The organism is Eggerthella sinensis (assembly GCF_003339815.1).
GTDB lineage: Bacteria > Actinomycetota > Coriobacteriia > Coriobacteriales > Eggerthellaceae > Eggerthella > Eggerthella sinensis.
The window spans coordinates 1-21853 of the sequence record NZ_PPTT01000036.1 but is presented as its reverse complement, the minus strand read 5'-3'; the positions used below and the strand labels follow the sequence as shown (position 1 = coordinate 21853).

Below are 21853 nucleotides of genomic sequence, written 5' to 3'. Positions count from 1 at the left end.
CGGCAATTTCACGCGTTGCGGCCGTCCCGCCGCATCAGAACACGATGCCGAGCGCGTTCGCAATCAAACCCCAGATCACGCCCATAGCGTACAGCCCCACGATGATGGCGATGTTCTCCTTCGGGTGGCGGTTCGTGCGCACGAGCACGAGCAAACCCACGCCTGCCGACACCAGCAGGCCGGCCAGCATGGCGCCCGACCCCAGCACGCCCTGCACGTACAGCTGCGCGATGACGATGCTCGCGGCGCAGTTCGGCACGAGGCCCACCAACGCCGAGCCGAACACCGACAGCGCGGGGTTCGCGCTGAGGAAGTCGGCCAGCACGTCCTCGCCCACGATGGCCAGCATGCCGTTCAGCACGATGGTGATGATGAAGATGAACAGCGTGACCTGCAGCGTGTGCTTGACGGCGCTTTTCAGGATGCCGCCCTCGCCGTCGTGACAATGGCAATGCTCCTGCTCGCACAGGTCGTGGATGTGCAGCGGCATGTCGATGCGGCGCGCGATGCGCAGGCCCGCGTCCACAAGGAAGCCCATGATCATGCCGATGATGATTTTCGCGCCGATGATTTTCAGGATGACTTCGAGTGGCACCTGCTCCGCGATGAAGATGGGCAGCATCTCGTCCGAGGTGGACAGAAACACCGCGAACAGCGTGCCGAGCGTGATAACGCGGCCCGCCCACAGCGTTGCCGCCGCCGCGGAGAAGCCGCACTGCGGCACCACGCCCACGACGGCGCCGATGAACGGCCCTGCTGCTCCGGCGCGCTGAATGGCCGCTTCGGCCTTCCCGCCGGTTTTGTGCTCGAGCCACTCCATGGCGAGGTACGTGATGAACAGGAACGGGATGATGTAGAGGGTGTCGAGGAGCGAATCTTCGAGCACCGGCCACGCTATGTCGATGAAGGTATCCATGGCTGGTTATTGTAGTCCAACCATCAGCATTTCCTCGACGCGTGCCCCCATCGTCGCGAAACGGTCACGGAAGTTTTGCAGAACGCGGTTGCGCACGTGCACACGGCGGGGCGTCGCCTATAATGACCCCATAACGCATGACTATCAGCGAACACGGAGGCATCATGGAGAATCCCCAAGCAGGATGGTATCCCGATCCGTCGGGAAACACCGCGAAGCTGCGGTATTGGAACGGCGCGCAATGGACCGAGGACTACGCGGACGCGCAGCCGGCTTACTACCCGCAACCGCAGACGTTCAGCAGCGACACCGATCAAATGCTCAGGTTGATCGCGTTCATCCTCTGCATCGTCTCGACCCTCTCGGTATGCTGGCTCATCATACCGCTGCTCTGGATGGTCCCCATGACCGTCCACTGCTGGGGCGTGTACCAGGGCACGAAGCCGAACACCGCCACCTTCGGCGTGTGCACGCTCATCTTCGTCACCATCATCGGCGGCATCCTGCTGCTCGTATCGAAGAAAGACGCGTAAGCGGCAAAGCGCGAAAGAGGGCGGCCAAATGGCCGCCCTCTTTTTGTTCCGAGTTAGATCGTGCGTTTGATGCGGGCCCGCAGGCTTACATCATACCGCCCATGCCGCCGCCGGCCATGGCAGCCATGGCCGCCGGGTCCGGGTCCTTCGGGATCTCGTTGATGGTGGCCTCGGTGATGAGGATGAGGGCCGCAACGGAAGCAGCGGACTGCAGAGCCGTACGGGTCACCTTGACCGGGTCGTTGACGCCCATCTCGATCATGTTGCCGTACTCGCCGTTGGCGCAGTTCAGGCCTTCGCCGTCGCCCATGCCCTTGACGTGCTCGACCACGACGCTGCCCTCGAAGCCAGCGTTCTGCGCGATGGCGCGCATCGGGGCCTCAAGCGCCTTGCGGATGATGGCGACGCCGACTTCCTCGTCCTTGTCGCCGGTCTCGACCTTGTCGAGCGCGGGCAGCGCGTCCACGAGCGCCACGCCGCCGCCAGCGACGATGCCCTCTTCGACAGCCGCGCGGGTCGCCTGCAGGGCGTCCTCGATGCGGGACTTCTTCTCCTTGAGCTCGGACTCGGTTGCAGCGCCCACCTTGAGCACGGCCACGCCGCCGGACAGCTTCGCCAGGCGCTCCTGCAGCTTCTCGCGGTCGAAGTCGGAGTCGACGCGCTCGAGCTCGGCCTTGATCTGGCTGATGCGGTCGTCGATGGCCTTCTTGTCGCCGGCGCCGTCCACGATGAGGGCGGTGTCCTTGGTGACCTTGACCGTCTTGGCATGGCCCAGCATGTCGATGCGAGCGTCGGCCATGGTCATGCCGAAGTCCTTGTCGATGACCTGCGCGCCGGTGACGGCGGCGATGTCCTCGAGGATGCGCTTGCGGCGGTCGCCGAAGCCGGGAGCCTTGATGGCGACGCAGTTGAACGTGCCGCGCAGCTTGTTGAGCAGGATGGTGGCCAGGGCCTCGCCCTCAACGTCCTCAGCGACGATGAACAGCGGGCGACCGGACTTCATGACCTCTTCCAGCAGGGGCACCATGTCCTGGATGTTGGTCACCTTCTGGTCGGTGAGCAGGATGTAGGGGTCGCTCAGCACGGCCTCCATCTTCTCCATGTCGGTGGCCATGTACGGCGAGATGTAGCCGCGCTCGTACTGCATGCCCTCAACGATGTCCATCTCGAGGCCGAAGGTCTGGCTCTCTTCGACGGAGATCGCGCCGTCGTTGCCCACTGCGCTCATCGCTTCGGCGATGGCGTTGCCGATTTCGGCGTCGCCGGCGGAAATGGTGCCGACGTTCGCAATCTGCTCCTTGGTGGACACGGGGGTGGCGTCGGCCTTGATGGCCTCGACCACGACGTCGGTGGCCTTCTGGATGCCGCGGCGGATGCCCAGGGCGTCAGCACCGGCGGTCACGTTGCGCAGGCCCTCGGACACGATGACGTCGGCGAGCAGCGTCGCGGTCGTCGTGCCGTCGCCGGCCACGTCGTTCGTCTTGACGGCGACTTCGCGGACGAGCTGGGCGCCCATGTTCTCGATGGGGTCCTCGAGCTCGACTTCCTTGGCAACCGTCACACCGTCGTTGGTGATGAGGGGAGCGCCGTAGGACTTCTCAAGCGCCACGTAACGGCCCTTGGGGCCAAGCGTCACCTTGACGGCGTCGGACAGCTTACGAACGCCAGAGGCAAGAGCGCTACGGGCGTCGGCTTCGAACTTAATCTCTTTCGCCATGATGCTTCTATCCTTTCAACTGCTGTTTCAATAAAGGTAATCGCAGGCTTTCCATGGTGAGTCGCATAGCCTTGAAGGTTCCGGATGCTTGAGCTAAGCGGCCTGATGGGCCGTGTGCGAAAGCGTCCGGGTTCTGAAAGGCTAGGCGGCCGCCATGGGAAGCCGTCGGGTTGTATGCTTATGCGAACACTGCGTAGAGATCGTCGCCGCGGAGGATGAGCACGTCCTCGCCTTCGACGTTGATCTCGGTGCCGCCGAACTTGCCGTACACGACCTTGTCGCCCACCTTCACGGGAACGGGCACGAGGTTGCCGTCCTTGTCGAGCTTGCCGTCGCCCACTGCCAGAACGGTGCCGCTCTGGGGCTTTTCCTTCGCCTCGGTTGCGAGGAACAGACCGGAAGCCGTCGTTTCCTCGGCCTCGTCCTGCTTGACGATAACGCGATCACCCAGAGGTTTCAAATTCATAACGTTGCCTTCCTTTCGTCCGACCTATACACGAACCTGATTTGCCGCACGTTCGCTATTTAACCACTCGATCGTGGTGACTGCTAGCACTCCGCGGTAACGAGTGCTAAACATTGCGTTATCATAGCATCCTCATCACTGAATGCAACCCTCTTTGAGGAAATCTGAGCGGTCGTGACTGAGATTTTGCGCAATCGTCAAACGATCATCACAATTCGCGGACGGCAACGACGCCGAATGTTTCACGTGAAACATTCGTTCGCATCGAGCGCTGTTTAGCGGATGCCCGGCTTCACGAGGCCGCCTTCGTAAGCGCGCACGACGAGCTGCGCGCGGTCGTGCGCGTCGAGCTTCGCCATGATGCGGGCGAGGTGGGTTTTCACCGTGGCGGGCGAGATGAACAGCTCAGAGCCTATGTCGTCGTTCGTGAAACCGCGCGCGACGAGCGCGAGGATCTCGCGCTCGCGGTCGGTGAGGGTGCGCAGGCCCGCGGCCACCGCGGCGCTTCCGCCGAGCCCGGCGGGGCGCGTGGCCACGAACGTCTCGATGAGACGGCGGGTGATGGACGGCTCGATGAGCGCGTCGCCCTCGGCTACGACGCGCACGGCCGAGGCGATCTCGTCGGGTTCGGCATCTTTGAGCAGGAAGCCGCTCGCGCCGGCGGCAAGGGCGTCGTACACGTATTCGTCGAGGTCGAACGTGGTGAGAATGAGCACGTGCACATCCTCGAGCGCCGGGTCGTTGTGGATGGCGCGCGTGGCTTCGATGCCGTTCATGCGCGGCATGCGAATGTCCATGAGCACGACATCGGGGCGCAGGCGCGCGGCAAGCTCCACCGCCTCGTGGCCGTCGCGGGCCTCTCCCACCACGTCGATGCCGTCGTAGGACATGAGAATAAGCTTGAAGCCGCTGCGGACGAGGTCCTGATCGTCGGCCACCAGCACGCGCACGGGATGCTCTGCGGTTTCCACGGTTACGCCTCCGTTCCCTTCATGGGCAGGCACGCCACCACGCGGAAGCCGCCGCCCGCTCGATCTCCCGCCGAGAACGTGCCGCCCAGAAGGTGCACGCGCTCGGCCATGCCGGCAATGCCATGGCCTCCGCCGTCGGCCGCCTGCGGCAGCGCGCCGTTCGGCTGGCCGGACGCGGCCATGCCGCAGCCCTTGCCGTCGTCCTCGACGGTGAGGCGCGCGCGGCCGTCCTCAACTGCCAGACGTATGGACGCCGTGTGCGCGTTCGCATGGCGCACGATGTTGGTGGCCGCTTCGCGCGCGATGCCGAACAGCGCCATGTCCACGTGCGCGGGCACGTCGGCGCGGCGGTAGCCCTCCGCATCGAGCGTGGCCTCGAGGCCCGCATCGCGCAGGTACGCCACAAGGTCGTCGAGGCGTTCGGTGCCCGAGGTGGGCGACGTCTCAGCCGCATCGTCGCCGCAGCGCAGCACGCCGATCATGCTACGGATGTCGTCGAGCGCGCTCTTCGCCGTGGCGCGCACGGTGACGATGGCCTCCTTCGCCGCCGCGGGGTCGCGGTCGATGAGGCGCTCGGCCGCGGCCGCCTGGATGCTCACGGCGGACAGCGAGTGCGCCGTGATGTCGTGCACCTCGCGCGCGATGCGCACGCGCTCCTCTTCCACGCGTCGGGCCGCTTCCTCCTCGCGGGTGCGCTCGGCTTCCACCGCGCGCTCTTCAGTGGCCTTCACGTACGCTCGATGCGTGCGGTAGGCGTAGCCGGCCAGCGCGGCGGCCACCACCATCGCGATGTTCTGGAAGCGGGTGAACAGCACGAGGCTTGCCGTGCCCGCATGCGAATCGTAGAACAGCAGTCCCGCCACCGCTATCACCACGCCTGCGATGGCCTCGCCGCGGCCGCGCTCGCTCGCGATGGTATAGAGGGCCACCACCGGGCCCACGATGGTGAGCGAGAATCCGCTGAACGCGTTTTGCAGCCCCAAGAACGAGACGAGGCAGAACAGGAACACGGGCCACGGGAAACGGCGGCGCACGACGAGCGGCAGCGTGGTGACCGCAAGGGCTACGAACACCTGCACGTTCGGCACGACGTTGACGCTGCCGAGGTACTGGCGCAGCGCGAGGTCGGGAATCACGATGGACGAGGCCGTCAGCATGAGCTGCACGCAGCCGAACAGGAATGCGAGCGCCGTCACGGCGGTATCGATGCCCCAGTCTTTGGGGCTCATAGGGCGATTGTTCACGAGAAAGGTATCCATGCCCCCATACTACGCGACCCCCGCAACGCGCGCCATACCCTCGCTGGTGTATTAGCGTGAAGGAGCGGTGAAGCCGCCGCGCGCTATTCTTCCGCTTCCAACGCGTCGATGAGCTGCTGACGCGTGTGCACGCCCAGTTTGGAATAGATGTTGCGCACGTGGCTGCGCACGGTGTTCTCGCTCACGAACAGCACGCCGGCGATGTGCGCCTTCGTGCGCCCGCGCGCCAGGTAACCGAGGATTTCGGCCTCGCGCTCGGTGAGGTCGCCGCGCGCGGCCAAAAGCGCGCACCGGCGCTCGAGCAGAGCTTCGCCGCCGGAAGCGTCCGCCGGAAGCGCTTCGCGCGGCGCGGGCCCCACCGCCTGCGCGTCCTCCGCATCGCGTCGGCGACGCCGATCGCGCGATATGAGCACCACCGCCAGCGACAGCACGTAGATCACCGCCATGATGATGACGAGGAAGCGCATGGTGTGCTCGCTCTCGCCGAACAGCCCGCCCGGCAGCGAGCCCGCCGCCTGCCCGCCCAGCAGCGCCACGGCCAGGCACACGCGCGCCGCACCCGACGCGGCCGCCATCAGCACGTACGGCGATATCCGACGCTCGCGGGCAACCTCGGCAACCACGTAGGTGAGCAGCAGCGCAATAAAGTAGTAGCCGCCCAGCAGCACGGTGCTGAAGAACAGGTTGTACGTTTCGCCCAGAAACGGCAGAAACACCAGCAGCGACGCGATGGCGGGCATGAGCACGCGGAACACGGTGGACACCCGCGGAATGCGCTGCACCACGAACACGACCACGCAGAAGGCGAAGATGCCGATGAGCGTGCCCGCCGCCGACACGGTGCCCGAGCCGGCGAACTGCACGGAGCTGCCCAGCATGAAGCTGTTGAGCAGGCCGATGACGGCCTCGAGCACGCAGAACGCCACCAGGGCGTCGCCCAGCTCGAGGAACGCGTCGCGGTAGGACGCGCGCTCGGTGCTCCCCTGCGCGCTGCGGCTCCCCGCGTCAACCGGCAGCCACCGCTTCGTCGCCCCCGTCGCACGCAGCGTGCGGCGCACGTACGCCGCGCAGCACGCCATGATGCCCAGCAGCACGATGCTCGCCGCCATCTGACCGGCGCCGGTGAGCCCCGACAACCCCGACGACGTCACCATGTTCACCAGCATGCCGAGAGCGATGTACGTGACGATGGCCTTCGGCTCCTGGCAGGCCAGCACCTCGATCCACACGAGGGAGAGCATGGTGGACGCCACGCCGAACAGCACGCCCGGCACGAGCAGCGCCATATCGGAGGGCAGCACGGAGAACGCGCCGACGAGCGCGCACACGTTGCCCACGATGAGCAGCCCCGTCGGCAGCAGGAAGGGCATGGACAGGGGCCTCAAGCGGCCGCGCACCGCAAGCGCGATGACGGTGACCGAGCACGCCACCACCGCGCAGGCCACCACGACGTTGAAGAACAGGTCGGGCACGAACAGGAACGGCGCCTCGACCGAGGCGAACGCCGACAGGTACGCGTTCGCGTTCACACCGCGAAACAGCCCGTACCCCAACACGACCGCAAGCGAGAACATCATCGGCAAACGACGATCGGGTTCTCCAAGCGAGGTATGTTGCGTGTTCTTCGGCTCCCCCATGCGCTCATGATAGCCGAAACCTCACCGGTTCGCGCATGTAAACGAGGCTCGCACGGCAATATAGTCCGAAACGGACGGTGACGAAAACGGCGCTCAGCCGTAGGGTACGGAGTGTTCGCACGGGAGACGCGAACGCTATCCGAGAGAGGGAGGAACACGATGGAACGCAGGGAACAGGGTATGAATCGTCGCACCTTTTTGAAGGCCGCCGTGGCGTCGGGCACCGTGCTGGTGGCGGGCGGCGCGCTGGCCGGATGCGCCGCGAACGGCGGCGGCACGAGCGCGGCCGCGGCGGGCGACGCCGAGCGCGTGGTGGGCACCGCACCCGTGTCGTTCGCCGAGGAAACCGACGTGCTCATTCTGGGCACGGGCATCGCGGGCATGTCGGCGGCGATGGACCCCGTCGAAGCCGGTCACAAGGTCATGCTCGTGGACAAGCTGGAGCGCGTGGGCGGCGAGAGCTTCATCGCCTGCGGCGTGATGAACGTGTCGGGTTCGAAGATGCAGAAGGACGCCGGCATCGAAGGCGATCCCGAGGAGAAGTGGAAGGCCTACGCGCCTGTGCTGGAAAAGCAGGGGCAGACCGACGACATGGAGTACAAGCATCACGTGTACGTATACCAAACCGAATGGGCCGATCGCGTAGCAGCCGACTACGGCGGGAAGTTCCAGCCCCTGGCCGACTACAAGGACACCGGCGCCCCCACGTCCATGCTGCTGCCCGAGCACGGCATCGGCGACATGACCACGGTGCTCACCCCGCTGCAGAAGGGCCTCGAGGAAAAGGGCGCCACGTACAAGCTGAACCTGCGCGCCACGAACTTCATCGTCGATGCCGAAGGCACCCCCATCGGCGTGCGCTTCCACGACGAGAAGAACGACGGCACCGTGGACATCAAGGCGAGCAAGATCATCGTGGCCACGGGCGGCTTCTCGTGCAACCAGGAAATGGTGTCCACCTACGTGCCCAGCCAGCAGCGCCTCGGGCCGCTCACCGTCAACTCCATGGGCGAAGGCCACCAGCTGTGCAAGGCGCTCGGTGGCTCCTACACGCACATGGACATGGAAGCGAACCTCATGAGCGACCTCGCGCAGGTAACGGTGTGGGGCTACTTCGGGCCGAACGTGCAGGTGACGCCCCAGGGCACCCGCTTCATCAAGGAAGATCAGAGCCACGACTCGCCCACGGCCTGCTACGAAGGCGGCTTCGGCTACTGGTGGACCATCTTCGACAACCAGCTGATCAACGGCAGCCAGAAGTGGAACGTCGAGCTGAACATGAAGAACAACGCCGATCGCCTCGTGGGCCCGTTCGACACCCTCGACGAGCTGGCCGCCGCCATGAACGTGCCGGCCGACACGCTGAAGGCCACGTTCGAGAGCTACGACGCGCAGGTGGCCGCCGGCGAGGACGCGGAGTTCGGCAAGAAGCTGTTCCTCCAGTCGCTTGCCGCCCCCTACTACGCCATGAAGCATTTCCCGTACCGCTACAAGACGCACGGCGGCATGAAGATCACCACCGACGGGCAGCTCACGGACAAGGACGGCACCCCCATCCCCAACGTGTACTGCGCAGGCTCCACCGTTGCCGATAGCGGCAGCGACCTCAGCCCCAACGCCGGCAGCGGCCTCATCGCCGGCAAGGCCGTGGTGGAAGCGCTCAAGGCGTAACCGCTTCGCACACCCCTCCCCTCATGCCGAGGCCCCCGAAGCCGATGCTTCGGGGGCCTCGTGCGCGCAACGCAGCGCCCTACTGCTTCAAATACTCCATGACGGCGTTCGCGGATTCGCGACCCGAGTTCACCTGGTTGCCGAACGCGGTGCCCGGCATGTTGATGGTGTACACGTTGCGGTACAGCATGTTGCCGTCGTTGCCGATGGCGTACAGGCCGTCGATGGGGTTGCGGTCGCCGTCGAGCACGCGGCGCTGCTTGTCGGTGGTGATGCCGCCAACCGAGAAGAAGTAGCTGTACGACAGCTTCGCCAGATAGAACGGGGACGTCTCGATGGGCACCATGAGGTCGGACGCCTTGCCGAAGTCGCTGTCGGTACCGCTCTTGCACAGCTCGTTGTAGTGGTCGACCGTGGTTTTGAGCATATCGGCATCGAGATTGAAGTTGCCAGCGATGGTTTCGAGCGAGTCGCCCTGGTAGATGCTGCCGCCGCCGTTCGAATTGAGCGCGTCGTCGAACATCTTCTTCGCGTCGTCGTCCTTACCGAAGAACTGGTCGAAGATAGCCTGGTCGAATATCACGTAGTTCTCTTTGTTGCCCTTGCCGGGGATGCACTGCAGCACGAGGTTGTCGGCCGTGAGGTTCTCGCGGCTGTAACGCTGGCACGCCTCGTTCACCCACAGCACCGGGCCGCCAGCCGCGATGCCGAAGTAGCCGTTGATGGGGTTCTCGGCCGCGTCGTGGAAGTCGATGGGCGGGAACGCCTCGATGGCGTACAGGATGGACTGGGCCGAGTCGGCCATGAAGTTGCGCGCGCCGTTGTCCATGGCCAGGCGATAGCCGTCGCCCGCCGCGTTCGGCGAGCCCACGATATGCATGCCGTCGGTGTTCCACCCCTGCTCGGCAATCACTTCTTCGTTGCCGCCGAAGCCGCCCGTGGCGAACACGACCGCCTTGGCGTTGTACTGCAACGTGCCCTCGTCGCCGCTTGCGTAGGCGCCGGCAACCTTGCCGTCCTTCATCATGAGGCCGTTCACCGTGGTCTTGAGGTGCAGCTGCACACCCAGCTCATCGAGGCGATTCTTCATCGGCTCGACGTAGCCGACGGCTGCCTTGTTGTCCTTGAACCAGTGAAACGTGGGGAACAGGCCGCCGTAGTAGTCGTCCACCGTGCCCGAGTACGTGACGCCTTGCTCGATGCACCACGAGATGTTGTCGGCCGACTTGTTCACGAGGTCGAGCCACAAGTCGCCGTTCTGACGGTGTTGCCCGCGCGTGAGCTCGGCTTCCACGATGTCGGCGGGCTGGATTTCGATGCCCTGCTCGCGCTGCAGCGACGAGTTGACGGCGAACATGCCCTCGACGAAGCTCGCGTTGCCGCCCACCTGGTTGTTCTTGTCCACGAGGATGAAGTTCGTGCCGTTGAGCGCCGCCTGCACCGCGCACGCCAAACCGCTGCCGCCCGCGCCCACGATGAGCAGGTCGGTGTCGTACGTCTTGTCGATTTTGCCGGGAGCCGCGTTGCCGGGCACGGCATCGCCGTTCGTGCCGGAGCCCGTTCCGCCCGCATCGCCCTGGCCGGTGTCCTGCGGTGGCGTTGCGCAGGCGGTCAGGCCGCCCACCATAGCCACGGCGCCCGTCGCGCACGCCCCCGTGAGGAACGCGCGGCGCGTGACGCCCCGCCCTTCATGATGCTGCTGCGGTTCATGTCCGAACATAGAGAGACCTCCACTTCCGTATCCGTTGCTACGCAGACGGCACGGATGCACGCCTCGAACGCAGCTTCAGCGAGTAGGTATGGAGACATTGTGTCATGGGCCTGTCGAGGCACGGTTGCCGCCTTTTAGCACCTTGGCAACCCGTCAGCAACAGAGAACCGCACGTCAGGAAGCGGCGTTCTCGCTTTCAGCGTCGGATGCGGCCTTGTCCTCGTCGTCGAGCGAGGCCGCCACGGCCTGCCCCACCAGCATGCCGAACGCGCCGTTCGACGCGAGGCCGCCTACGCTGAACGCCGCCACCGAGCCGCAGCAGTACACGTTGGGCAGCGCAGCACCCACCACGCTCAGCACCCGGCCCGTCTGGTCGGTTTTCACGCCGCCGCGCGTCTTATAGCGCTGCGGCACCTGCTTGAGTGCGTAGTACGGGCCTTCGAGCTCCTCGAGGAACATCGTGCGGCCGAAGTCGTCGTCCTTGCCGGCTTTGGTGAACCCGTCGTAACGATCGAACGTGTCGTTCAGCACGTCGGCCGAGATGCCCATGCCTGCGGCAAGCTCGTCCAGGGTGTCGAAGGGGCCGATGAGGCGCTTGGCGTTTTTGCTGGTCACTTCTGCGATGCTGCGCGATTGGCTGCTTTCGGTCAGCTGCTTGCCGAACACGGTCCACCAGTAGCCGCGCTCCTCGGTGTAGCAAGCGTTTGCCGCGGCGTTCACGTCGTCCTCGCGCGCGAAACGATGGCCGAGCGCATCCACGATAACCGTGGGGCCGAACAGCCCCCACGCGGTGGCCTGCGGAAGGTTGCTGGTGAGGGGCGCGATCTTGTCCATGTCCACCAGCTGACCGCCCAGCAGGGAGCACAGCTGCTGACCCTCGCCCATGGAGGAGACGGTGTAGCAGCCCACGCGCTCGCGATCGGGCGTGTTCGCATGCACGAGCGGCTGGCTGCTGGCGAACCCGCCCGTGGCGATGACGATGCGGCGGGCGCGCACGTCGAGCACCGAGGTGCTGGCTTCCGCGCAGAAGCGCATGCCGCACGGCGCGCCGCTTTCGTTGAGGATGAAGGCGACGGCGCGGTGTCCCGTCGAGAACGTAGCGCCCTTGTTCGTGAGGCCGTCGCGCAGGGGCATCATAATGCTCTGCATGTCGCCCAGGCCGTTCTTCGGCAGCATGACCGACGCGTTCACGCCGTTTTGCGTGTACGTTTTCGGGTCGGCGAACTGCGCGCCGTAATCGGAGGCAAGGCGGTTGGCCCAATCCGTCGCGGTGGAGAACAACAGCTTCGCGAAATCGAGGTTCTCGTCGCCCCCGCTGCTCAGCTCCTTCTTGCGCACGTCCCACGCCTCGTCCACCGTGGTTTTCACGCCCGCCTGCTGCTGCGCGTCCGTACCGGCGATGCGCATGACGCCGTTGGAATCGAAGCTCTCGCCGCCCAACAGGTCCAACTTATCCACAATCATCACGGAGCGCTTCGCCTCGAGCGGGTCGATGGCGGCCGACAGGCCCGACACGCCGCTGCCCACGATGAGCACGTCGACGTCGGCACCGAAGGAGATGGCCGGCTGGCCCATCACCGACGACTGGCCGGCGGTCTCGTTCGCTTCGTTGTTGGCGGTCAACGGATTATCCGGCAGCTTCCCCGCCTCACAGGCGCCGAGGGTCCCGCTCACGGCGAGCACGGCGGCGGATAGACCCGCAAGCTTGAAAAACGCACGGCGCTCCATGGCGGTTGACCTCCTTGAAGGGAAGAGTGACTGAACGAATGCGGCCACAAAGTATAGTGAGGCGCGCACCGTTTGTCGTGAGGTCCCGCCGCGCCGTCATGCAATCTTCGCAAAGGCGGTCGGCGGGACCGTCAAACGCCCACGCAGGGTCCCCTCGACTGCGCGCTACGCGCTCCGCTCGGGATGACAACCCGCGTTTACGCGTAGAAGTTCGCGGAAGGATACGGGGGCTCGAGCGCACGTTTGAAGGCGGTTGCGCGCACCGTGCGCAGGACGCGCCGCACGTCGGCTTCGTCGAAACCTTCAGCCACGAGCGCATCGGCATCAAGCCCTCGCTCGAGGTGGGCCGTCAGCAGGCGGTCGAGCGTCGGATAGTCGATGCCCATGCTCTTCTCGTCCTCCTGATCGGGCGAAAGCTCGGCGCTGGGAGGCTTCGTGAACACGTGCTCGGGGATGGGCGGCACCGCACCCGCAGCCTGCGCTTGGTCGTTGCGCCAGCGCGCCACGGCGAACACGTCGGTTTTGTACAGCCCGCCGATGGGCGCGAACGCGCCCGCGGTATCGCCGTACAAGGTGGAGTAACCCATCATGGCTTCGCTCTTGTTGCCGGTATTCACCAGCATCCATCCATAGGTGTTCGACAGCGCCATGAGGCATACCATGCGACAGCGCGCCTGGGTGTTCTCTGCCGCCAAGCCTTCGAGCGAGCCGCCGCACGCGTCGGCGAGCGCGGTTTCAAAGGCGCGGTACGGCGCGGCGATGGACACCGTGCGCGTCTCCAGCCCCAAGTTGCGGGCCAGGTCGAGCGCGTCGTCCACGGAATGATCGGTGGAGTACGGCCCCGGCATGAGCACGCCGTGCACGCGGTCCGCGCCGAGCGCGTCCACGCACATGACGGCCACGAGGCTCGAGTCCATACCGCCCGACAGCCCGATGACGATGTCGGTGAACCCCACCTCGTCCACAAACGTTTTCAGCGCCTCAACGCAGAGGCGGTAGCGCTCGCCGGCTTCCATGTTACTGGATGGCGCGAATGCGGTTTGCCAGCCATTCGGCCCAGGCGTCCACGCCGTCGCCCGTGGTAGCGGCGATGGGGAAGATGGGGGCCTGCGGGTTGAGCTGCGTGACGGCCTTCTCGAACGCTTCGCGATTGAAGTTGAACACGGGCATGGTGTCCACCTTGTTGAGCACGACGGCTTCGGCCACCTGGAACACGCCGGGATACTTGAGCGGCTTGTCGTCGCCCTCAGGCACGGACAGGATCATAACCTTCGCGTTCTCGCCCAAATCGAAGTCGGTCGGGCACACGAGGTTGCCCACGTTCTCCACGATGATGAGGTCGAGACGCTCGAGGTCGAGCACGTCCACGGCGCGCTTGATCATCGCGCTCTCGAGGTGGCACGCGCCGCCCGTGTTGATTTGCACCGCGGCAATGCCTTGCGCCTTGATCTTCTCAGCATCCACGCTGCTGGCGATGTCGCCCTCGATGACGGCGATGTTGAACTCGTCGCGCAGCGCATCGATGGTGGCGAGGATGGTGGACGTTTTACCCGAACCCGGGCTGGCCAGGAGGTCGAGCACGAACACGTGGTTGTCGGCGAAGCGCTGACGCAGCTCGGAGGCAATCGCTTCGTTCTTCTGGAGGATGGGTTGCTTCATGTCGATTTGCATGGGTTACTCCTCAGTTTCCTCGTCGTCATCGGGCAGGTCGACCTCAATCGAGTCGATTTGCAGCTCGCGGCCGGCAATGAGCTCGGTGGCGAAGCTGTTGCAGGTGGGGCACAGCATGTGGAAACGATCGTGCTCGTATTCGGCGCCGCATTCCAGACAGCGGCTCTTCGGTTTGACCATGGTGATCTCGAGCTCGGCGCCTTCGCAGAACGTACCTTCGGACAGCGCTTCGAACGCGAACATGAGCGCGTCCTCGATGGCCTCGGTCATCTCGCCCACCGACAGGCTCACCTTGAGCACGCGCGTGGCCCCGGCCTGCTGCGCCGACGTGGTCACCGCGTCCATCACGCCCGTCATGATTCCCAATTCGTGCATGGCGCTCCTTCGTGCTGTATCCGCCTCGTATCGTTCGTGCCTATAGTAGCCGAACCGTCCCGTTTGCGCAGGCATCGTTGCGTCAACGGACGCGAATGCCGCCCAGAAAACGCACAGCGGCCCGCCGCAATGCGACGGGCCGCCATAAGCTTTCATGCAGAAGCGCTACTTGGCCTTCTTGGCTTTGTCCTTTTTCGTGGCAAGCTCCTGAGCGGCCTCTTCGGCCTCCTCGGCGTCAAGCTCCTCGTTCTGCTTCTTGATGCGTTTGCTCAGCACCAGGCGAGCTATGAGCAAGCTGCCCTCGTACAGCACCACCAGCGCGGCGAACATGAGCAGCATGGTGACCGGCGACGCGTCCGGCGTGGCCATGGCCGAAACGACCATGAGCACGACGTACACCGTACGCCAGCTATTGCGAAGCTTCTTGTACGGAATGACGTCGAAGATGACGAGGTAGAACACGATGAGCGGCAGCTCGAACGCCACGCCGAAGCCGAGTTCGAACTTGATGATCATGTCGATGTAGGACGACATGCGGGGCATGACGCTGCCGAGCCCATCCGCTTGTTCCGTCAGCCACTGGAATGCAGGATCAAGGATTACGAGATAGCAGAACACCGTGCCGAACACGAACAGGGCAACGGCAGCAGCAAACGTCGGGATGAACCACTTACGCTCGTTCGGCTTGAGAGCCGGAAGGAAAAACGCAAGGATCTGCCACAAGATAACGGGCGAACAAGCCACCACTGACGCCCATATGGATATCTTGAAACGCGTGGCGAAGCCTTCGAACGGGTCAAGAGCAACCGTCGCCGCAAAACCAGACGCATCCTGAGGAATATAGTGCACGATGGGTTGCAGCAGGAACTGGCCCATCATCGGCGTGGCCATGTAGAACACCACAACCGCAATAGCAAGGCAGGCGATGATGCGCACGAGGCGCATGCGGAGTTCGCCCAGGTGATCGAAGAGGGGCATTCGCGCCGGTCCGACTGGCATGGCTTATTCCCCCTTCTCGTTCTTCGCAGGAGCAGCCTTGGCGGTAGCCTCGGCAGCCTTCTTGTTGGCAGCACGCGTCGCGGCCGCCTTCTTCGCAGCCGCCGAACGAGCCGCAGCCTTCTCGGCATCGGTCTTAGCGGCAGGTTTCGCAGCAGGCTTGGCAGCGGGTTTCGCGGCGCGCTTTGCAGTGCTCGTCGCCGGCTTCGCGGCGCTCTTCGAGGCCGCGGCGGGCTTCGCAGGTGCCGGTTTCGCCTTGGCGGCCGCAGCAGGAGCGTTCACGGACGCGGGCTTCTTCGCAGCCGCGGTGGTCGTCGCGGGCTTCGCGGCGGTCGCGGGCTTCTTCGCAGCGGGCTTGGTGCCGTAGAGCTCGTCGGGCGACGGCTTCGACTTCGCGGTGGCCGCGGGAGCCGGTGCGGCCGGCTTTTCCTCAGCCGGCTTCGCGAACGAGCCGTCGGGCTTGGCAACCGGCTTCGCGGTCGCCGCCGTCGTGGCAGCAGCAGCCGTAGCGGTTGCAGCCGCCTCTCCGCCTTCAGCCTTTTCGGCCTTCGCGGCCTCGGCAGCCTTCTTGGCGGCGCGCTCCTTGTCGTACTTCGCCTTGCGCTCGGAGAAGCTCTCGGTCTTCTCCTCCTTGTCGTCCTTGCCGATCTCGCCGACCTTCGACAGCGCTTCAAGCGGGTTCTTGAACGGCTCATCGGACGTGGGGTCGTAGACCTCCGTCTTGAGAACCTTGTTCATTTCTTCCTGAGCGCTTCGGAACTTATTGATGGCCTTCCCCAGCGTTTTCGCCATAGCAGGCAGCTTGTCGGGCCCAAAAATGAGGAACCCGAACAGCAGAATGAGGAATAGCTCGAATCCACCTATACCAAACAAAGCAAACCCCTTTGTGCGGTTACTCTTCTCTCGTCACCGCGCCCCGTGCGCGGCAACGATTTATAGTATCACAAACCCGCCGTGTCGGCCCGAACGAGATAGCTCTACAGAAAAAGCATGACGCAACGGGCGCGAGGCACGCGGGAAAGACGGTATCGTTAGGAGCCGTTTCCGAGGAACGCGAGCGCCACCGTAGGGATGCCGAGGGCCAACACGAGGATGACGCACACGACCACGGTGAAGATTTTCTTGGTGCGCTCGGCGGCTTCGCGGCGCTCCTTCTCCAGGCGCTCGCGCTCCTGAGCTTCACGGACGCGTTCGCTCTTCTGTTTTGCCGTCAGTTTCTGATTCGTTGCCATAGATTACAACCTCAACTTGCCACGGATTTCGATGACGCGGGCGATGTTCTTCGCCACTTCCACGCCCACGTTCCACTTATTCTTCTCGTACAGGGTGGTGCCGCCCACCATCGTCATGAGAATGTCGGCGCCGCTGCAGGTGTTCACCACGGCCGACACCGGGTCGGTGGTGGGCGTCTGGTGCGAGCCGGACAGGTCGATGGCGATGATGTCGGCCAGCTTGCCCACGTCGAGCGAGCCAATCTTGTCGTCGAGCTTGAGCGCGCGAGCGCCGCCGATGGTGGCCATCTCCAGCATGGTGGCCGAGTCCAGGAACTCGCCCACGTTCACGGCGCGCTGCACGAGCATGCCGATGCGCATCTCGGTGAGCATGTCGGTGGAATCGGTTGCAGCGGGCGAATCGGTACCCATGCCCAGGCGCAAACCGGCGCGCATGAACTCGTTGAGCGGCGCGACGCCCATGCCCAGCTGCGCATTGCAGCGCGGGCAGACGGCCACGGCCACGTCGTATTCCTTGAGCTTCTGCACGTCCTTGTCGTCCACGTGCACGCAGTGGATAGCCAGCACGTTGTCGGACTCGAATGCGCCCCAGTTCAGCGCGTAGCGCACCGGCGTCGTGCCGGTGGGCAGCCACGGCGGAATTTCCACGTAGCCGCGCTTTTGGTCCATCGTGTGCACCGAGAACGGCGACGAGCCGTACTTGATGAAGTTGTACTCTTCGCGATTGCCCGCCATGTGCATGGCGACGGGCACGTTCTCGCGGCGTGCGAACTCGGATACTTTGCCGAACACCGACGGGTGGCACACGTACATGGCGGCAGGAGCGACGCCGATGGTGATGCGGTCGCCGTCAACCTCTTCGCGCCAGTGCATGATGTCGTTTTCGGCGATGCGCATGGCGTAATCGACACGGCGCTTGTCCATAGCGCCCACCTCGCGGTAGATGACGCTGCGCATGCCCAGCTTCTGCGTTGCCGTGCAGGCCGCGCCGGTGGTGGTGATGTCGGCGACGCATGTGATGCCGCTCGATAGCGCCTCGAGGCCGCCCAGGATGGCGGAGTCGTACCAGTCGCCCACGTCCATCTTGGCGCTCTTCTCCAGCATGGAGGTGATCCACGTGGTGTAGGGCACGTCGTGCACGATGCCGCGCATGACGGAGTTCTCGAGGTGTGTGTGCAAATCGATAAGGCCCGGCATGATTGCCGCCTGGCCGTAGTCGATCGCCTCTTCGTCGGGATAGCGCAGCTTGAGCATCTCGGCCGTGCCGATATCGCGGATGACTCCGTCGCGAACCAGCACCGCGCCGTTCTGGAACGGCTCGGATGTGATGGGAAGAATGTACTGTGCGCACAAGAGCATGTCTGTCCCGCCTAATCTCCCGAATAATCGTGTGATGCGTATGATAGCATTCCCCGTCCCCTCTGCGACAAACCCACACAGGCGAATCGGTGCAAGGTCGGACGTCCTATCCTGCCGATTTTTCGAACAAGGTGAGCAGCTCCTGCCTCGTATGCACGCCGATCTTCTCGTAGATATGCTTCACATGGGTTTTCACCGTGTGCTCGGAAAGCGAGAACTCCTGGGCGACGAAGGGTACGCTCCTTCCTTTGACGAGTTGCGAAAGAACCTCGGTCTCGCGAGGAGAAAGGCCCTTTTCCCCGGCCAAAGCCTCAATTCGATCGACCCGCACGGCATCGGCATCCCGATCGGCCTCGCTTTCAGAGAGCCCGTCCTGAAGCACCGCATCGCGAGTTTTCTCGAATCTGAAAAAGAGCATGCCCGCAAGCAGACACAACCATACCACCGCCATCGACACGCCGCTGATCAGCAGCACCGAGCCGTCGCCAAGCGCCAGCACGAGCGTGCCCACCCCCATACCCGCGAGCGAGCACGCCCACAGGCACAAAGCTGCGCCCACCAGCATTGCGAACGTACGCGAGCCGGCTTGCGCGCGACTCTCGGCGAGATGCACGAAGAAAAGGCACTGGTACACCAGATAGCAGACTTTCACCACCGCATCGACCAACCATGACGCCCGATCCCACGCAAAGGGAACAAGCAGCATGACTGCGGCCACGATCAGGAGCAAGACGAAGAAGGCGTCACCAATTCGCACGCGCGCCAGAGGGCCCCGAGCGCTCACTGCAAGCAGAACGAACACGACAGCGCTGACGATGAGCGAACCGACGCCCAACACATGCGCACCGTTTCCCAGATGCACGAGAAGCTCGTTCAGCACGCCATACACCAACGAGAACAGTGCGAGCCCCAGAAATGGAGAACGAACCACACGACGCGGGCGTGTTTCGACCGCGCTCGACGATAATCCGACAGCAACGGAATCGCAACTTTCCTGAAGCATGCTCGCGCACAGCAACGCGACCACCGACAGGCCGAGCAGCACCAACCCGCACAAGTACAGCCAGCTTGACGGAACAAAAGAGACCGCGCCAAGAATCAATCCGTTACCGAGGGCAAAGGCAAGCGGCAACAAAACGCGTACGGGTCCGCCATCATCCCGAAACGCAAACGCGAGCCACCGTATGAAAAGCAGCGCGAACCCGACACCGAACGCGGTCGTAACCGCCAACGGTGAATATGACGACCCTGAATACGGAACGATGAGGGACAAGAACCCACCCACAAGCACGGCCGCAACCGCCCCCACCTGAAGCGCTCCTTGCCGCAAGGGCCAAGCTGAGCGAAGCGACAGCACGAGGACCAGCACGGCAACCGCTGTCTGGACCCCAAGCTGCAGCAACGCATATCCACTTGAGGCAGTATCCACTTGGGGCTTAATCAGAAACGTCGCGCACCAATAGGAAGAAAATCCTCCGAGAAACAGCAGGTCTCCGCAACGAAACGATTGTTTGGCGCCATGCTTCCCCAACGGCATGTGCGCAGCTTCGACCCTCATGCCGCACCCCTCCAAACCTGCTTCGCGTGTCAGTTTCATTGTACACGCAACGAAGCGGCCGTCAAAAACCTCCTTTCGAGCGATGCTCCTCCGAACGAATACCCCGTTTCGACGGATGCGCCCGACCTGCGCTTATCCGTAAGGTGCAGAGGCAAACGCGCTTCACGAGCGCATAACGACACGTTCGAGAGAAGGAGACAACGATGGAATTGGAGCGACGCGACTTTCTTAAGGGTGCCGCATTAGGAGCTTTCGGCATAGCGTCCGTGGGAGCGCTCGGAGCCTGTGCGCCGAGCGCCGAGCGCTCGGACGCAAACGCCGCACAGGCCGCAGAGACAAACGGAGCCGCAGACGGGGGCGAAAGCAACGAGGCCGTCTGGCGCACACCGCCCAGTTCGATAGCCGAAAAAGATATCGCGGAAACGAAGCAGGCAGATTACGTCGTCGTGGGTTGCGGTTTTGCAGGAGCAGCCGTTATCAGGTCGATTGCCGATGAGGAATCGAACACCGTTATCGGCATCGATAAGCAAGTGCTCGAGAACTACTTCACCATGGGAAACGACGTGGGCCATTTCAATTCGCAGTTCTTGCGCGACCACAGCGTTGCAGATGTGGACCCGGTGGAAATGTACAATGACTGGATGCGCCGCACACTCAATGCGGCTAACCCAGCCCTCATCATGCAGTATTGCCAGAACTGTGGATCGAATATCGACTGGTGGCTCTCCGCGCTCGCCGACGAAACCGTAAGCGCGCTTTCCGTCGCATTCAGCCCCGCACCTGAACACTCGCTGTCAAACGTTGCCGGCTTCAAGTTCCTCACCGGCACGCTCCGGGCACAGGTAGACGCCACTTCGACGGTGTCGCTCGGCGACGTGCAAAAGGAGATCTTCGAGGAAATCCTCGCCCACGATAACGCCAGTCTCGACTTCGCCACCACCGCATGCCAACTCGTGAAAGAGGGCGACCGCGTGGTGGCCGTTATCGCTCAGAACGCAGAGGGCGCTTACGTCAAATACGAGGCAACCAAGGGAGTCGTCTTGGCCGCAGGAGACTTCGCCTCGAACGAGTCTATGCGAAACGACCTGCTCACGCATATCACCGATTGCTTCCAAGAGGGCCGCAGTGCTTGGTCCGAGGCGATTATGGGGCAGGACGGCAGCGGCATTCAGATGGGCTATTGGGCCGGAGGACGCATTGAGCCCCGCCCGCTCGCAACCATGAACGGGGAGTTCGGAAAAGGATCGTACCCTCAGACTATCTGGCTCGATACGAACGGTGAGCGCTACTGCAACGAATTCTTCTCCGACTGCACCATGTCCGGCAAGCCGCAGGCGCGTTTGGCGCACGTCGACACGTTCGCCGTCTCGGACGCCACCATACTCGATCACCTCAGCTACTGCATTCCCGCCCACGACGCGTTTGAACCATCCGAAGCCAACATGGCGTTCATCACTGAGGTGCTGACGCAAGCCATGGGCACCGGAGCTGAAGGCTTCTACTACTCGAGCGGCCCTCAAGGGAACACGATTGGCGAAAAAACCGATGGCCCCGCTCCCCTTTACTGCGCCGAAACCCTCGACGAGCTGGCCGATTACATGGGATACGACAGCAAGCAGAAGACCGCGATGCTCGCACAGGTAGACCGCTGGAACGCTATGTGCGAAAACGGGCGAGACGAAGAATTCGGCAAGGACCCTGAGGTCATGTTCCCCATTGCCACGCCTCCCTACTACGCGTTCCGCTGCACGCCGAGCGCCATCGGCGGCATCATGGTTTCGCTTGGAGGCCTCATGACCGACAAGCACCAAAACGTGCTCGATGACGAGCTTGCACCCATCGAAGGACTGTACGCAACGGGGAACTGCTGCGGGCGACGATTCGGCAACGGCTATTTCACGCAGATGGCCGGAGCGAGTCTCGGCATCGCCATCACGCTCGGTCGCGAACTGGGCAAGCACCTTATAGCGAACTAACTCGAACGATCAGGCACGGGGCGCACGTGGCGCCCCTAGCTTTAGGGTTCTTGGGTGAGAAGGGGGGTGAGGGGGGC

Annotated in this window: 19 protein-coding genes; 3 read left to right on the top strand and 16 right to left on the bottom strand. The window is 63.8% G+C overall.

Translation table 11 applies throughout. From position 1 onward, the window contains the following. Positions 1-34: 34 nt before the first annotated feature. Positions 35-916 carry a putative manganese transporter gene (locus tag C1876_RS15480; RefSeq protein WP_114547626.1) on the bottom strand — a complete coding sequence of 294 codons (882 nt, stop codon included), beginning with the start codon at positions 914-916 and terminating at the stop codon, positions 35-37. Between the two features lie 164 nt (positions 917-1080). On the opposite strand from C1876_RS15480, the gene C1876_RS17865 reads away from it, so the two are divergent. Beyond that, entirely contained in the window at positions 1081-1449 is a 369-nt protein-coding gene (locus tag C1876_RS17865; RefSeq protein ID WP_211309562.1) for a DUF2510 domain-containing protein, read from the top strand. Between the two features lie 85 nt (positions 1450-1534). On the opposite strand, the gene groL is transcribed toward C1876_RS17865, so the two are convergent. The 5 genes from groL to C1876_RS15450 form a co-directional block, all read right to left on the bottom strand. Beyond that, positions 1535-3166, bottom strand: coding sequence for a chaperonin GroEL (gene groL, locus C1876_RS15470; protein ID WP_114547625.1), 1632 nt, complete (start codon positions 3164-3166; stop codon positions 1535-1537). 178 nt (positions 3167-3344) lie between these two features. Beyond that, entirely contained in the window at positions 3345-3632 is a 288-nt protein-coding gene (locus C1876_RS15465; RefSeq protein WP_101720770.1) for a co-chaperone GroES, read from the bottom strand. A gap of 275 nt (positions 3633-3907) precedes the next feature. Then, the gene (locus C1876_RS15460; RefSeq protein ID WP_211309561.1) at positions 3908-4603 is read right to left on the bottom strand and encodes a response regulator transcription factor; all 696 of its coding nucleotides are present in this window, start codon (positions 4601-4603) and stop codon (positions 3908-3910) included. A gap of 2 nt (positions 4604-4605) precedes the next feature. Next, the gene (locus C1876_RS15455) at positions 4606-5847 is read right to left on the bottom strand and encodes a sensor histidine kinase (protein ID WP_244910172.1); all 1242 of its coding nucleotides are present in this window, start codon (positions 5845-5847) and stop codon (positions 4606-4608) included. A 98-nt stretch (positions 5848-5945) separates the two neighbouring features. Beyond that, complete coding sequence (locus tag C1876_RS15450; RefSeq protein WP_114547623.1) at positions 5946-7499, bottom strand: helix-turn-helix transcriptional regulator; 1554 nt, start codon at positions 7497-7499, stop codon at positions 5946-5948. A gap of 180 nt (positions 7500-7679) precedes the next feature. Between C1876_RS15450 and C1876_RS15445 the strand changes: the two genes are divergently transcribed. Next, entirely contained in the window at positions 7680-9170 is a 1491-nt protein-coding gene (locus C1876_RS15445) for an FAD-dependent oxidoreductase (RefSeq protein WP_114547622.1), read from the top strand. A gap of 79 nt (positions 9171-9249) precedes the next feature. Here the strand turns inward: C1876_RS15445 and C1876_RS15440 are convergent, their stop codons facing one another. From C1876_RS15440 to C1876_RS15395, 10 genes are all read right to left on the bottom strand, one after another. Continuing rightward, complete coding sequence (locus C1876_RS15440) at positions 9250-10890, bottom strand: FAD-dependent oxidoreductase (RefSeq protein ID WP_114547621.1); 1641 nt, start codon at positions 10888-10890, stop codon at positions 9250-9252. Positions 10891-11055: 165 nt separating this feature from the next. Continuing rightward, on the bottom strand, positions 11056-12609 hold the full coding sequence (locus tag C1876_RS15435; protein ID WP_114547620.1) for an FAD-dependent oxidoreductase: 1554 nt from the start codon (positions 12607-12609) through the stop codon (positions 11056-11058). Positions 12610-12806: 197 nt separating this feature from the next. Continuing rightward, entirely contained in the window at positions 12807-13625 is an 819-nt protein-coding gene (gene nadE, locus C1876_RS15430) for an NAD(+) synthase (RefSeq protein WP_114547619.1), read from the bottom strand. Between the two features lies 1 nt (position 13626). After that, positions 13627-14280, bottom strand: a complete 654-nt coding sequence (hypB, locus tag C1876_RS15425; RefSeq protein ID WP_114547618.1) for a hydrogenase nickel incorporation protein HypB — start codon at positions 14278-14280, stop codon at positions 13627-13629. 3 nt (positions 14281-14283) lie between these two features. Further along, positions 14284-14655 (bottom strand): hydrogenase maturation nickel metallochaperone HypA, encoded by a 372-nt coding sequence (hypA, locus tag C1876_RS15420; protein WP_114547617.1) that lies wholly within the window; start codon positions 14653-14655, stop codon positions 14284-14286. 165 nt (positions 14656-14820) lie between these two features. Then, positions 14821-15654 (bottom strand): twin-arginine translocase subunit TatC, encoded by an 834-nt coding sequence (tatC, locus tag C1876_RS15415; RefSeq protein ID WP_114547616.1) that lies wholly within the window; start codon positions 15652-15654, stop codon positions 14821-14823. A 3-nt stretch (positions 15655-15657) separates the two neighbouring features. Continuing rightward, entirely contained in the window at positions 15658-16524 is an 867-nt protein-coding gene (locus C1876_RS15410; protein WP_114547615.1) for a Sec-independent protein translocase subunit TatA/TatB, read from the bottom strand. Positions 16525-16682: 158 nt separating this feature from the next. After that, positions 16683-16883 carry a CASC3 protein CASC3 gene (locus C1876_RS15405; protein ID WP_114547614.1) on the bottom strand — a complete coding sequence of 67 codons (201 nt, stop codon included), beginning with the start codon at positions 16881-16883 and terminating at the stop codon, positions 16683-16685. Positions 16884-16886: 3 nt separating this feature from the next. Beyond that, positions 16887-18242, bottom strand: a complete 1356-nt coding sequence (locus C1876_RS15400) for an amidohydrolase family protein (protein WP_114547613.1) — start codon at positions 18240-18242, stop codon at positions 16887-16889. Positions 18243-18348: 106 nt separating this feature from the next. Then, positions 18349-19800, bottom strand: coding sequence for a helix-turn-helix transcriptional regulator (locus tag C1876_RS15395; protein ID WP_158544712.1), 1452 nt, complete (start codon positions 19798-19800; stop codon positions 18349-18351). Positions 19801-20003: 203 nt separating this feature from the next. Between C1876_RS15395 and C1876_RS15390 the strand changes: the two genes are divergently transcribed. Then, on the top strand, positions 20004-21776 hold the full coding sequence (locus C1876_RS15390; protein ID WP_114547611.1) for an FAD-binding protein: 1773 nt from the start codon (positions 20004-20006) through the stop codon (positions 21774-21776). The last annotated feature ends 77 nt before the right edge of the window (positions 21777-21853 follow it).